At 66.0% G+C, this 14,281-nt stretch carries 11 protein-coding genes and 1 other RNA gene; 4 read left to right on the top strand and 8 right to left on the bottom strand.

Annotation, left to right across the window (positions count from 1 at the left end; genetic code table 11):
- Positions 1–18: 18 nt before the first annotated feature.
- Positions 19–411 (bottom strand): 30S ribosomal protein S9, encoded by a 393-nt coding sequence (gene rpsI, locus AC5LXX_RS03095; protein WP_006476904.1) that lies wholly within the window; start codon positions 409–411, stop codon positions 19–21.
- 10 nt (positions 412–421) lie between these two features.
- The gene (gene rplM / locus AC5LXX_RS03090; RefSeq protein WP_041490553.1) at positions 422–850 is read right to left on the bottom strand and encodes a 50S ribosomal protein L13; all 429 of its coding nucleotides are present in this window, start codon (positions 848–850) and stop codon (positions 422–424) included.
- 311 nt (positions 851–1,161) lie between these two features.
- Between rplM and AC5LXX_RS03085 the strand changes: the two genes are divergently transcribed.
- Positions 1,162–1,467 carry a hypothetical protein gene (locus AC5LXX_RS03085; RefSeq protein WP_493410432.1) on the top strand — a complete coding sequence of 102 codons (306 nt, stop codon included), beginning with the start codon at positions 1,162–1,164 and terminating at the stop codon, positions 1,465–1,467.
- A 411-nt stretch (positions 1,468–1,878) separates the two neighbouring features.
- Positions 1,879–2,343 (top strand): OsmC family protein, encoded by a 465-nt coding sequence (locus AC5LXX_RS03080; protein WP_175028623.1) that lies wholly within the window; start codon positions 1,879–1,881, stop codon positions 2,341–2,343.
- 70 nt (positions 2,344–2,413) lie between these two features.
- Here the strand turns inward: AC5LXX_RS03080 and rnpB are convergent.
- Both rnpB and pyrC read right to left on the bottom strand, forming a co-directional pair.
- Positions 2,414–2,825: RNase P RNA component class A (gene rnpB / locus AC5LXX_RS03075), an RNA gene on the bottom strand.
- A 60-nt stretch (positions 2,826–2,885) separates the two neighbouring features.
- The gene (gene pyrC, locus AC5LXX_RS03070) at positions 2,886–3,950 is read right to left on the bottom strand and encodes a dihydroorotase (RefSeq protein ID WP_493410431.1); all 1,065 of its coding nucleotides are present in this window, start codon (positions 3,948–3,950) and stop codon (positions 2,886–2,888) included.
- A gap of 205 nt (positions 3,951–4,155) precedes the next feature.
- Between pyrC and AC5LXX_RS03065 the strand changes: the two genes are divergently transcribed.
- Both AC5LXX_RS03065 and AC5LXX_RS03060 read left to right on the top strand, forming a co-directional pair.
- Entirely contained in the window at positions 4,156–5,079 is a 924-nt protein-coding gene (locus tag AC5LXX_RS03065; protein ID WP_493410430.1) for a class II glutamine amidotransferase, read from the top strand.
- A gap of 603 nt (positions 5,080–5,682) precedes the next feature.
- A complete protein-coding gene (locus tag AC5LXX_RS03060; protein ID WP_493410429.1) occupies positions 5,683–10,908 on the top strand; it encodes an autotransporter outer membrane beta-barrel domain-containing protein in 5,226 nt (1,741 codons plus the stop codon).
- 96 nt (positions 10,909–11,004) lie between these two features.
- Here AC5LXX_RS03060 and AC5LXX_RS03055 read toward each other — a convergent pair whose 3' ends face one another.
- From AC5LXX_RS03055 to AC5LXX_RS03040, 4 genes are all read right to left on the bottom strand, one after another.
- Complete coding sequence (locus AC5LXX_RS03055) at positions 11,005–11,730, bottom strand: amino acid ABC transporter ATP-binding protein (RefSeq protein WP_011350949.1); 726 nt, start codon at positions 11,728–11,730, stop codon at positions 11,005–11,007.
- A complete protein-coding gene (gene gltK, locus AC5LXX_RS03050) occupies positions 11,727–12,404 on the bottom strand; it encodes a glutamate/aspartate ABC transporter permease GltK (protein WP_006483854.1) in 678 nt (225 codons plus the stop codon). Before gltK ends, AC5LXX_RS03055 begins: the two co-directional genes overlap by 4 nt.
- Entirely contained in the window at positions 12,404–13,144 is a 741-nt protein-coding gene (locus AC5LXX_RS03045) for an amino acid ABC transporter permease (protein ID WP_027788374.1), read from the bottom strand. The genes gltK and AC5LXX_RS03045 overlap by 1 nt, the downstream gene beginning before the upstream one ends.
- 84 nt (positions 13,145–13,228) lie before the next feature.
- Positions 13,229–14,122, bottom strand: a complete 894-nt coding sequence (locus AC5LXX_RS03040; protein ID WP_185658228.1) for a glutamate/aspartate ABC transporter substrate-binding protein — start codon at positions 14,120–14,122, stop codon at positions 13,229–13,231.
- Positions 14,123–14,281 lie beyond the last annotated feature (159 nt).

Here is a 14,281-nt window from a genome sequence, read left to right as displayed (position 1 = left end):
CGAGGCACTGAAGCGGAATTAACGCTTCGAGAACTGCTTCGCGCGGCGTGCCTTGCGCAGACCGACCTTCTTACGCTCGACTTCACGCGCATCGCGCGTGACGAACCCTGCGCTCGACAGCGACGGCTTCAGCGTCGCATCGTAGTCGATCAGTGCACGGGTGATGCCGTGACGCACTGCGCCTGCCTGACCCGTTTCGCCGCCGCCGTTGACGTTGACCTTGATGTCGAACGTCTGGCCGTGGTTCGTGAGTTCCAGCGGTTGACGCACGATCATCAGCGACGTTTCACGCGAGAAGTAGTCAGCGATGGGCTTGCCGTTGACGATGATGTCGCCCTTGCCAGCCTTGATGAAGACACGTGCGACTGCGCTCTTGCGGCGGCCCGTACCGTAGTTCCAGTTACCGATCATGTGGGTCCCCTTAGATCTCGAGCGCCTTCGGCTGTTGAGCCGAGTGCGGATGCGTCGCTTCTGCGTAGACCTTCAGCTTCTTGATCATCGCGTAGCCGAGCGGGCCCTTCGGCAGCATGCCCTTGACCGCCTTCTCGAGCGCACGGCCCGGGAAGCGTTCTTGCATCTTGCCGAACGTCGTTTCATAGATACCGCCCGGGTAGCCCGAGTGACGGTAGTACTTCTTGTCCAGCGTCTTGTTGCCCGTGACCTTCAACTTGCTCGCGTTGACGATGATGATGAAATCACCGGTGTCGACGTGCGGGGTGAACTCAGGCTTGTGCTTGCCGCGCAGACGGCGTGCCACTTCGCTGGCAACACGGCCGAGAACCTTATCCGTCGCGTCAATCACGTACCATTCGCGCGTCACCTCATGGGCTTTTGCGGAAAACGTCTTCATGATCGATCCAAAAAAAATGCTTTGCCCGATGTGTTCGTCCTGCTTGTCTGTGTGCGCTTCAAGGCGCGGTGCAGGCTCTCCCTGTTCTTTTTCCGTGGGCATGAATGCGGAAAAGCCCTGAATTATAAAGGAAATACGGCGACGCGGTCAAAGGGAATCCACGTCCCGTGTCCGCGGCGGCCGAAATGGGCCAAAATCCGGTCGTGCCCCAACTTGCCAGGCGAACCGAGCGCCCGGGGCGGCACCCATCGACGCGCGGCACCTGACCTTGCCGCGCCAGACCGGCCGAACACGGAAAACAACAAACAAGCATGATGAAACAACGACTTACGCCCTTCTTCGCGGCCACACTGCTGGCCGCCGCGGCGCCCGCCGTCGCCGCCCACTCCAGCTGCGAAGCCAAGCTCGACGCACTCGATGCGCGCATCGCCGAAGCCCGGAGCACCCATGCCGAGGATCGCGTCGCCCGCCTGCGCGCGGTGCGCGAACGCGTCCGCCACTTCTGCGCGCGCGGTCACGGCCATGCATCGGCCGCCCAAGCGCCGGCGCCTGACGCACGCTTGCGCGGCACGGCGCCCGACGCGACATCGCAGCCCGTCGCGCGGCAGCCCGCGTGACGCTGCCGGCGTGTGCAAATCGCGCGCCGAGGTTTGCACGGGACGAAAAAAAGCCCGAACGGCTGGTTCGGGCTTAATCCACCTCTAGGAGGAGGGTGGAGGAGACATTCGGAGGTTGCCGCAGCGCGACAACCAATGAGACTCATTATACGAACGCGTCGCCGGCCGCACAAGAAAATTTGCATTACGAAATCCACCACCATGATGTGAAATTTCGAGACGACGGGATCTAGAATCGAATTTCCCTTTTAAAATCAATTATCTGGTCATGACGGGCACAGGCGGGATCGCCCTCGCCTAGAGCAAAACCCCTAAAACAAGCACGGAAATTACCGTCTGGCACCCTGCCCGCGCGGCGCCGGCATTGCACGTCGTGCAGCGCATCAGCCGACCGTTGCACGGCGGGCTACAATGCCGGATCGAATCCGAATCAGGCAACGCTGGAGTGCAAGCATGGAATGCAAAGTAAGCTGGATGGGCCAGGACGGCATGGCGTTTTCCGCCGAGACCGGCAGCGGGCATCTCGTCGCGATGGACGGCGCGCCCGAGGGCGGCGGCCACAACCTCGCGCCGCGTCCGATGGAAATGGTGCTGCTCGGCACCGGCGGCTGCACGGCCTATGACGTCGTGCTGATCCTGAAGAAGAGCCGCCAGGAAGTCACCGGCTGCTCGGTCACGCTGAAGGCCGAGCGCGCGAGCGAAGATCCGAAGGTGTTCACGAAGGTGCATTTCCACTTCACCGTCACGGGCCGCAACCTGAACCCGGGCACGGTCGAGCGCGCGATCAACCTGTCGCACGACAAATACTGCTCCGCGTCGATCATGATCGCGAAGACGGCCGAACTCACGCATTCGTTCGACATCGTCGCCGCCTGAACGCACGGCACGCGCGCATGAAAAAAGGGCCGGCGCTCCGCAAGGAGACGCCGGCCCTTTCGCATTCGAACGGCAAAGCAGGCCGATAAGCCGGATTCTGTGCACGCTGCGCGCCGAAGCGCACAACGCGTGGCAGCCATTCCTCTAGGCGCGCCATTGCTGACGCGCTCAAGCTTCCTACCCGCAGACGAGACGGGGGCCCCGTCCTGCATCCGAAAATGCGCGCCTGCCTACTTGGAATTGCTCCGGGTGGAGGTTACCGTGCCGGCGAACGTCGCCGTCGCCGCGGTGCGCTCTTACCGCACCGTTTCACCCTTACCTGATCCCGGCTTGCGCCGGGCCATCGGCGGTTTGCTTTCTGTTGCCCTGTTCCGCGTGTCGCCACGGATGGCCGTTAGCCATCACCCTGCCCTGTGGAGTCCGGACTTTCCTCGCCCCCGCCCGCCCGAAGGCGGCGAGGCCGCGACTGCCTGGCCTGCTTTGCGACGCGCATTCTAGCACTGCGCGCCGCCGTCGGCAGCACGCGCGCAGCGGCGCATCGGTCACGCCAGTTTCCACCCGATCGTCTCGCCGCCGCGCAGCGGCACGACCGGCGTGTCGCCCGCGAAGATCTCGCGCGGCAGCTCCCACGCCTCGCGACGCAGCGTGACCGTCTCGGCACTGCGCGGCAGCCCGTAGAAATCGGCGCCGAAGAAGCTCGCGAACCCTTCCAGCTTGTCGAGCGCGCCGGCCGTGTCGAACGCTTCCGCGTACAGTTCGAGCGCGTGCAGTGCCGTGTAGCAGCCGGCGCAGCCGCACGCCGTTTCCTTCGCGTCGCGCGCATGCGGCGCGCTGTCGGTACCGAGGAAGAAGCGCGGGTTGCCGGACGTCGCGGCCTCGACCAGCGCCACACGATGCGTCTCGCGCTTCAGCACGGGCAGGCAGTAGTAATGCGGGCGAATCCCGCCGACGAACAGCGCGTTGCGGTTGTACAGCAGGTGGTGCGCGGTGATCGTCGCGCCGAGCAGGCCGGGCGCCGCGTCGGCGTCGCGCACGTAGTCGGCCGCGTCCTTCGTCGTGATGTGCTCGAATACGACCTTCAGGCCCGGGAAATCGCGGCGCAGCGGCGTCATCACGCGGTCGATGAACACCTTCTCGCGGTCGAACAGGTCGATCGACGCATCGGTCACCTCGCCGTGCACGAGCAGCGGCATGCCGGTTTCCTGCATCGCCTCGAGCGTCTTCGCGCATTTCGCGAAATCGGTGACGCCGTGGTCGGAATTCGTCGTCGCGCCGGCCGGATACAGCTTCACGCCGTGCACGAAGCCGCTTTCGCGCGCGCGACGGATCTCGTCGGGCGGCGTGTTGTCGGTCAGGTACAGCGTCATCAGCGGTTCGAACGTCATCCCCGCCGGCAGCGCGGCGAGGATGCGCTCGCGATAGGCCTGCGCCTGCGCGGTGGTCGTCACCGGCGGCTTCAGGTTCGGCATGACGATCGCGCGGCCGAACTGGCGCGCGGTGTGCGGCAGCACGGCGGCCAGCATGTCGCCGTCTCGCAGGTGCAGGTGCCAGTCGTCGGGACGGGCGAGCGAGAGCGTCGCCGGGGAGGAAGCGTTCGAGGCAGTCATAGGAGGCGTCGTGAGGAACGGGCTTGCCGTCGGCGGGGCCGGAACGCGCGTGTGCGGGCCGACTGACGGCAAACCGCAACACGGGACCTTTGGCCAGCGGAATCCGCTTTTTACCGCTCAGGGCTCGGTGATATGCTAGAAGCCGCATTGTACCGGGGTTCGCCCGGTTCGTTACCCCCCGCTTCAGCCTGCCGCCCCAAGTAAAATGTGCCAACTCTTAGGAATGAACTGCGCCGCGCCGACGGACGTCACATTCTCCTTCACCGGTTTCGCGGCCCGGGGCGGGCTGACCGATCACCATGCCGACGGCTGGGGCATCGCGTTCTTCGAAGATAAAGCCTGCCGCCTGTTCATCGATCACCAGGCATCGGCCACCTCGCCGATCGCCGAAATGGTCAAGCGCTACCCGATCAAGTCCAAGAACACGATCGCGCACATCCGCAAGGCGACGCAGGGGCACATCCTGCTCGAGAACAGCCATCCGTTCATGCGCGAGCTGTGGGGCCGGCACTGGATCTTCGCGCATAACGGCGACCTGCAGGACTACGCGCCGGACATGGACGGCAGCGTCTACCACCCGGTCGGCACGACCGACAGCGAACAGGCGTTCTGCGTGCTGATGCAGGGGCTGCGCGAGGCCTTTCCCGGTGCGCAGCCGCCGCTGCCCGAGCTGTTCGAGCGGGTCGGCGAGCTCACGCGCGGGATCACCGATCACGGCGTGTTCAACTTCCTGATGTCGAACGGCCAGGCGCTCTTCGCGCATTGCTCGACGCGGCTGCACTATCTCGTGCGGCGCTGGCCGTTCTCGACCGCGCATCTCGTCGACGAAGACCTGTCGATCGACTTCGCGAAATACACGACGCCGGAAGATCGCGTCGCTGTGATCGCGACGCAGCCGCTCACCGACAACGAAGTCTGGACCGCGTTCGAGCCGGGCGAGCTGATCATGTTCCAGTGCGGCGACGTCGCCGCACGGATGCAGATCCCGGTGCCCGAACGCGTGCTCGAGAAGCTGCGCAATCCGGCGCTCGACGCATCGGCGTCCGCACCGCGCGACGCCCGCGAGGCACTCGCCACCGCCACCGCCACCGCCACCGACGGCGACGCCGACGACGCGATCGACTTCTGAACGCGGTGCGGCGCGCGCCGCACCCGTTTCCTGCCCCGCTCGAGCAAACCTCACGCCGGATGCGGCGACGACCTTCGCCGGTGAAAATCGCCGCGCCCCCACCAGGGACGTTTCATTAAGGACGCCATCCGGCGCAGTGAATCGACGCCATGAGAAATTCGCTGGATTTTATTAATTTAAGAGCGAAAATAAAAAATCAAATCAATCAAAATCAGTAATACCCGCCTAATCAATAAAATCGCGGGCGCGCGTTTTAGCGCATCCGTTTCTGCCAAACCGTACGCTACCCCACCTACCCCGCCAGCCTTCCCGGATTTCCATCAAGTCCTGCCGACCCATTGCCGGCAAGGCCTTCGGTTCGATTAACCACACAAATCAAAAATACGACCTATTACGGTTGGCATCCTTACATTTCCCGATTTCTCGATCATCGCCCGCGGCCTGAATCAGTAGACTCCGCCCATCCCCGGTGTAACGAAACACGATTGGCGCGACACGCAGCCATAGTCGCCGCACACCCTTTCGAATTATTTCTCTACCGCGGAATGCGAATTCGCCGAGTTGCGGCGAATGCCACTTCAAAACAAGAAAGAGAGGCTTGTCGTGAATCACTCATTTCGATCGATATGGAGCGAAGCCGCCGGCTGCTGGATCGCAGTGGCGGAAACGGCACGGGCGCGCGGCAAGCGCTCGGGCGGCGAATCGGGTGCCGGCCGTCGTGCCGCAGCGCTCGGCGCGTTGCTGGCCGTCCTGTCGGCCGGCCCCGCACACGCATCGACGTGCGGCGGCGGCTCGGCCGTCGCGAGCGGCGGCGCCTGCACGACCGGCAATTTCAGCCCGACCGTCAACGACAACCTGGCCGGCGCCGCCACCGTGTCGGGCGGCGACACCGTCGCCGTGTCGGGCGCATGGACCGGCGCCGGCAGTGACCCGGGCTACACGCTCACGCCGATCGGCAGCACGACCATCGTGTCGGGCAACCCGAGCCAGCCGCTGCTGTCGCTCGGCGGCAAGACGCACAGCGTCAGCACGCCCGACTCGATCACCAGCACTCACACGTCGGTCGCGACCTACGACTCGTCCGCGTTCACCGCGTCGACGGCCGGTGCGACCCAAGTGCCCGTCTACCACGACGTGAACGGCAATCAGTACGTGAACACGCGCATCGGCACCGTCGCCGCGACCGGCGGCACGCTCAACGTGTCGATCGGCAATGCGGCGAACGCGCCCGACGCAGCCGGCAACGCGATCGAAATGGCCGCGAAGCAGACCGACCTGACCTTCGCGGACGGCACAGGCGCCGCGAAAAGCACCGTCACCTGGAACTCGCGCAACCAGATCCGGTTCACCACCGGCGACTATCTTGCGGACGGCGGCGCCGTCGGCAACCGCCAGCTCGACGTGCCGGCCTACGCGGGCACCTTCACCGCGTTCGACGGCAGCACGTGGAAGGTCACCGACGCCGCATCGCTCGCCGCGTACAACGACTTTCTCGTGCGCTCGGTGCAAAGCGGCGCGCTCGGCTCGCAGGCCGCCTACGACAGCGCATTCAGCCAGGCCGTCACGTTCTCGCAGGAAAGCTTCCAGTATCGGAACACCGTGTCCGCGGGCGACAAGAACACGCTGCCGATCGATCACCTGTCGGCGATGCACGGCACGGGCGCGAACGCGACGCTGCAGATCGGCAAGGACGGCCAGATCGACTTCCGCGGCGTCAATACGATCGACTCCAGCTCGGCCGTCCTCGCGGAAAACGGTGCGCGCTTCGTCAACGACGGGCGCCTGTCCGGCGACTTCACGCTGGTGCGCCTGCTGAGCGGCGCAAGCGGCGTCAACAACGGCACGATCTCGTCCGGGTATGCATCCGGAGACGATTTCGACACCGGCGGCAGCGCGCCGCCGAACAACTTCAACTACCACGCGTACACCGAAGGCAACGGCGTGTTTGCGAACGGCGCGGGCACCACGTTCGTGAACAACGGCGTGATGAACGTCGGCGCATGGACGCTCGACGGCAACCAGCCGGCCCTGCAGAACTACGCGGTCGCCGTGACGGGCGGCGCGACGGCATCGAACGCCGGCACGCTCAACGTCGGCGTCAACGCGACGACGCTCGACAGCCAGGTGATCGGCGGCCTCGTCGCCGGCGGCAGCTTCACGAACGAAGCCGGCGGCACGATCTACCTCGGCCGCTCGGCGCAGTACGCACCCGGCGGAACGACGAACGACGTCGCGCTCGCCGCGCACGCGTACGGCATCCTGCTCGGCGCGTCGGGTACCGCGAGCAACCTCGGCACGATCGTGATCGGCTCGCAGACGCAGAACGGCGCCGCGCTGGCGAGCCTCGGCTCGACGTCCGGCACGCTGACCAACGCGGGCTCGATCGTCGTCAACGGTGCAGCGCCCGGCACACCGCTCGCCAACGTCGGCATGCTCGCGGCCGATACGGCCGCGACCGTGACCAACACCGGCACCATCACGCTGAATGGCGTGAACGGCATCGGCATCATGGTCGTCGGGACCGGCACGCAAGCGACGGCCGCGACGTCGACCGGCACGATCGACGTGGCCGGCGGCCTCGACCCGGCATCGGGCACGCGCAACTACGGCGTGTGGGCCGAAGGACCGCGCGCCACGGCCACGCTCGACGGTGCGCTCAACCTGACGGGCACCGGCGCGATCGGCGTGCACGCGCGCTCGGGCGCGACGATCAACGTCGGCGCGAACGCGGTGCCGGCCTTCACGTCGGGCACGAACCAGATCGGCTTCTACGCGTACGGCGCAGGCTCGAAGATCAACGTCGCCGCGCAGCACCTCAGCGTCGACACCGACGATTCGACGCTGTTCCGCGTCGCGGGCGGCGCGGCCTACACGGGCACGTCGGCGGCCGGTACGCTGACGACCGACGTCAACGGCCAGCGTGCGCATGGCGTGCTCGCGACCGACGCCGGCACGACGCTGTCGACCGGCAACGCGACCTACAACGTCAACGGCGCGAACGGCATCGCGATCGCGGTCGAGGGCGGCGCGAACGGCACGATCGACGCGGGTGCGACGATCAACCTGAACGCGGCCGGCGCGATCGCGGGCGTCGTCGACGGACAGGCGCACGATCTCGCCGGCGCGAACGCCGGTGGGCCGGTCGCGACGACGCTGACCAACCATGCCGCCGTGACGTCGTCGACCGCCGGCGTGACGGGCTTCGTCGCGCAAAACCTCGGCACCCTCGATAACCGCAACACGGTACTGCTGACCGGCGCCGGCTCGACGGGCGTCGTCGTCGGCACGCAAGGCACGGTGAGCAATGCATCGACGATCCGCGTGTCGAACGGCACGGGCGCGCTCGTGCAGGGTGCATCGGCGACGCTCGCCAACGCCGGCTCGATCGAAGCCGACGACGGCATCGCGGGTGTGCGCCTGACGGGCGCCGGCGCATCGGTCGCGCTGTCGGGCGCCGGCACGGTGATCGCGAACGGCAGCGCCGACGGCGTGCTGATCGACTCGACCGTCACCGGCGGCGGCATCGTGGCCGGCGCGACGTCGATCGCAGCCGGCGGATCGGGCAGCGGGATCCGCAACCTCGGCACGAACGCGACCATCGCGCTCGCCGGCACGCAGATCGCCACGACCGGCACCGGCGCCGACGGCGTCACGTCGACCGGGGCGGGCGCGCATATCGCGACCGATGCGGCGACGGTCGTCCGCACCGCCGGCGCCAACGCGCGCGGCCTGTATGTGTCGGGAGCCGATTCGGCGCTCGCGGCCAACGGCGCGACGGTCGCGACGACCGGCGCCGGTGCGCATGCGGTCGTCATCGACAGCGGTGCGACTGCGCTGATGTCCGGCACGACATTCACCACGTCGGGCAGCGCAGCCGACGGCATCGTCGCGCAGAACGGCGGGCGCGTCGACGATACGGGTTCGTCGATCGGCAGCGCGGCCGGCAACGGCGCCACCGCGAACAGCGGCGGCGTGCTCGCGTTGACCGGTACGACACTCAAGGGCGCGACGGCCGGCGTGCTGACGTCGGACACGCTCGCGAACGGCGCGACGAATTCGGTCCTGGTCGACGGCGGCAGCGTGACGTCCGTCGCCGGGCCGGCCTTCGCCGCGCGCGGCGGCACGGCCGACATCGCGGTGCGCAACGGCACGGTCGTGACGGCCGGCAACGGCACGCTGCTGAACCTCGCGAACGGCAGCAACGTGACGTTCAACGCATCGGCCGTGAACCTCGCGGGCGACATCGTTTCCGACGCATCGAGCACCGGCAACGTGTTCCTCGCGAACGGCACGACGCTGACCGGCAAGATCGATCCGGTCGCGCTGACGGTCGATGGCTCGAGCACGTGGCGCATGACGGGCAGCTCGGTCCTGAGCAGCCTGAACAACGCGGGCCTCGTCGCGTTCGCCGCACCGGTCGGTTCGCCGACGCTCACCGGCAGCTACAAGACGCTGACGACCGGCAGCTACGTCGGCAACGGCGGCACGATCGCGCTCAACACGTATCTCGGCGCCGACGCGTCGCCGACCGACCGGCTGATCGTGAACGGCGGCGCCGCGAGCGGCACGACGGGCCTGAAGATCGCGAACACGGCCGGCACCGGCGCGCAGACGACCGGCGACGGGATTCCGGTGGTCGTCACGGCCAACGGCGGCACGACCACCGCGTCGGCCTTCCATCTCGCCGGGCCCGTGCAGGCTGGCGCGTACGAATACCGGCTCTATCGCGGCGGTCAAAGCGACGCGAACGGCTGGTACCTGCGCTCGCAGCTCGACCAGACCGACCCCGGCGACCCGATCCACCCGTCCGGCGGCGGCGACGGCGGCAACAACGGGAACGGCAACGGCGGCACGCTCGCGTATCGCCCGGGTGTCGCAGGCTATGCGCTCACGCCGCTCTTGAACGCCGACTACGGCTTCTCGACGCTCGGCAAGCTGCACGAGCGCGTCGGCGACATCTACAACGTCGAGAAGCAGCAGCCCAGCAACCGCGACGGCGTATGGGGGCGGATCGGCGGCCAGAGCCTCGATGCGAACGCGGGCCGCTTTGCGGCCGACGAGCGCACGTTCTTCGCGCAGTTCGGCAAGGACTGGACGCTCGACCAGGCGCCGAACGGCGCGGGCAGCACGCATGCGGGCGTGACGGCCAGCATCGGCGTGTCGAACGCGAGCTTCAGCGACATGGCGCGCGCCGACACGCAGAACCTGTCGACGTCGACCGGCTCGGTCGAGATGCACGCGCAGAGCGTCGGCGGCTACTGGACACGCTACCTGCCGGACGGCACCTACTTCGACAGCGTCGGGCAGGTCACGCACTACGGCAACCGCTATCGCGACAGCTACGGCAACGAGGCGTCGCAGAACGGCTTCGGTATCGCGCTGTCGCAGGAAGTCGGCAAGCCGTTCGCGATCGGCAGCACGCCGATCGCGATCGAGCCGCAAGCGCAGCTGATGTACCAGTACCTGAAGCTGAACGGGTTCGACGACAACGTGTCGGCCGTCTCGGGCACGACGACGAACGCGCTGCGCGGCCGCGTCGGCGTGCGCATCTTCCGGCCGAACCTTCAGTCGGATGCGGGCGGCGGCGCCGCGACGCCGTACTTCACGGCCGACGTGCTGCACGACTTCCTGTCGCCGGGCCAGACCGTCGTCGGCGGCACGCCGTTCGCGACGCATCTCGGCCGCACCTGGTACGAACTCGGTGTCGGCGTGACCGCGGGCTTCGGCAAGTCCGGCGAGCTGTACGCGAACGCGAAGATCGCGCGCAACATCGGCGGCGACTACCGGCGCGGGATCGTCGGGCAAGTGGGCTACCGGTACAGCTGGTAACGAGCGGGGGGCACGCACGCCACCCGCGGACGAAAAAAACCGCCCGGCTGCATGCCGGGCGGTTTTTGCATGGGCGCGCGCAAAACGCGCGAACGCTCAGTGCAGGATCTTCGCGAGGAAGTCCTTCGCGCGTTCCGATTTCGGATTCGAGAAGAAATCGTCCTTGCGGTCGTCCTCGACGATCGCGCCCTTGTCCATGAAAATCACGCGGTGCGCGACCTTCTTCGCGAAGCCCATCTCGTGCGTGACGACCATCATCGTCATCCCTTCCTGCGCGAGTTCGACCATCACGTCGAGCACTTCGTTGATCATCTCCGGATCGAGCGCGGACGTCGGCTCGTCGAACAGCATCGCGATCGGGTCCATCGACAGCGCGCGCGCGATCGCGACACGCTGCTGCTGGCCGCCCGACAGCTGCCCCGGGAACTTGTGCGCGTGCGCCTTCAGGCCGACGCGGTCGAGCAGCTTCATGCCCTTCTCGTTCGCCTCGTCCTTGCCGCGGCCGAGCACCTTGACCTGTGCGAGCGTCAGGTTCTCGGTGATCGACAGGTGCGGGAACAACTCGAAATGCTGGAACACCATCCCGACCTTCGAGCGCAGCTTCGACAGGTTCGTCTTCTTGTCGCCGACCGACTGGCCGTTCACGAGGATCTCGCCCTGCTGGAACGGCTCGAGGCCGTTGACGGTCTTGATCAGCGTCGACTTGCCGGAGCCCGACGGGCCGCACACGACGACCACTTCACCTTTCTTGACCTCGGTCGTGCAGTCGGTGAGGACCTGAAACTGGCCGTACCACTTCGAAACGTTCTTGATGGAAATCATCTTGTGACCTTTTTCTGGAGACCCTTGACGAGAGCAGACGCCAACGAGCAAATCACGAAATAGCATGCGCCGGCGAACAGGACCATCTCGACGGTCGTGCCGTCGCGATCGCCGATGTTGGCCGCCGTGCGGAAGAAGTCCGCGAGACTGATCACGTACACGAGCGACGTATCCTGGAACAGGACGATCGCCTGCGTGAGCAGCAGCGGCACCATCGCGCGGAACGCCTGCGGCAGGATCACGAGGCGCATCGCCTGCGCGTAGTTCATGCCGAGCGCGAACGCGGCGTTCACCTGCCCGCGCGGCACCGCCTGGATGCCGGCGCGGATGATCTCGGAATAATACGCGGCTTCGAACAGCGAGAACGCGACCATCGCCGACGCGAGGCGGATGTCGATCGTCGGCGACAGCCCGAGCACGCCCTGCAGCACCTGCGGCACGATCAGGAAGAACCACAGCAGCACCATCACGAGCGGGATCGAGCGGAACACCGTCACGTACGCCTTCGCGAACCACGCGAGCGGCTTGACGCCCGACAGCCGCAGCAGCGCCAGCAGCGTGCCCCAGACGATCCCGACCACGATCGCGATCAGCGTGATCTTGAACGTGACGACCGCCCCCGACCACAGCGTCGGCAGCGCGCCGGGAATACTACTCCAGTCGAACTGATGCATCACTTGCCTCCGATATAGCCGGGCAGCCGCGTGCGGCCTTCGATCCAGCGCATGAACGCCATCACGACGAGGTTGATGATCACGTACGCGAGCGTGACCGCGATGAACGACTCATAGGTCTGCGCGGTGTAGTCGACGAGCTGGCGCGCCTGCGCGGACAGGTCGAGCAGGCCGATCGTCGACGCGACGGCGGAGTTCTTGAAGATGTTCAGGAATTCCGACGTGAGCGGCGGCACGATGATCCGGTAGGCGACGGGCAGCAGCACGTAGCGATACGTCTGCCATTGCGTGAAACCCATCGCGAGGCCGGCCGCGCGCTGGCCCTTCGGCAGCGCGTTGATCCCCGAGCGCACCTGTTCGCACACGCGCGCGCCCGTGAACAGCCCGAGACAGATGATCGACGCGGTGAAGAACTGCGTGGTCGGCGGCAACTGCTTGATCCACGTGCCGATCGATGCGGGCAGCAGCTCGGGTATCACGAGATACCAGACGAAGAACTGCACGATCAGCGGAATGTTCCGGAAGATCGACACGTACACGGTGCCGATCGCGGACAGCCATTTGTTCGGCACCGTGCGCAGCACGCCGAACAGCGATCCGACGATCAGCGCGATGACCCAGGCGACGAGCGACACTTCGATCGTCACCCAGAAGCCGGACATCAGCCATCCGAAATAAGTCGTCGGCTCGCCGGTCGACACGGGGCTCAGGAAGATGCCCCAGTTCCAGTGGTAAGACATGGGCAAGACTCCAGCAAAAAGAGACGGAAGAAGCGTGGCTCCTTCCGTCTCATTAGCGTCATTTCTGCATCAACGGCCGTTCGGTCAGTCGAGCGCCTTGTCGTTCGGGTTCGCGTACAGCTTCTTCATCGAATCGGACAGCGGGAAGTTCAGGTTCAGCCCCTTCGGCGGGATCGGGTTCTCGAACCACTTCGCGTAGATCTTCGCGGCTTCGCCCGACTTCTCGACTTGCGAGATCGCGTCGTCGACGACCTTCTTGAAGTCGGCGTCGCCCTTGCGCATCATGCAGCCGTAGGCTTCTTCCGATTGCGGCGTGCCGACGATCACCCATTCGCCCGGCTGCTTCGCCTTCGCGCGCTCGCCCGCGAGCAGCGCGTCATCCATCATGAACGCGACCGCGCGGCCCGATTCCAGCGTGTTGAAGGAATCGCCGTGATCCTTCGCGCTGATGATGTTCATGCCGAGCTGCTTGTCGTTGTTCATCTTGCGCAGCAGGCGCTCCGACGTCGTGCCGGCAGTCGTCACGACCGTCTTGCCCTTCAGGTCGGCGAAATCCTTGACGCCCGAATCCTTCTTCGTCATCAGGCGCGTGCCGATCACGAAGATCGTGTCGGAGAATGCAGCTTGCTGCTGGCGCTCGAGGTTGTTGGTCGTCGAGCCGCACTCGATGTCGACCGTGCCGTTCTGCACCAGCGGGATGCGGTTCTGCGACGTCACGGGGATGTTCTTCACCTGCAGGTTCGGCAGGCTCAGCTTCTTCTTCACCGCGTCGACCACCTTCAGCTGGAACTCGCGCGAATAGCCGACCACCTGCTGGTTCTGGTCATAGTAGGAGAACGGAATCGACGATTCGCGGTGGCCCAGCGCGATCACGCCCGTGTCCTTGATCTTCTTCAGCGTGCCCGTCTCCTGAGCATGCGCGCCGCTTGCGAACGCGCAGAGCGCCGCGACCATCAGGACTGCCTTGTGGTATTTCATTTTGGTCATCTCCTTGGCTAAAACCCGCGCCAGTGTATCAAAGTAATATTTTTGAAAGTACTGGTTGTTTACCGCACTACGAATCGCCCTGTACGAAGCCGTCCTCCCGGCTTCAGGCACCCCGAATGCGCGCGCGGGCGATGCCGGATTCGGCACCGC

This window comes from Burkholderia torrens (genome assembly GCF_984668525.1).
Note: the sequence above shows the minus strand (reverse complement) of the source record. Positions and strands in the feature narration are given on the sequence as shown.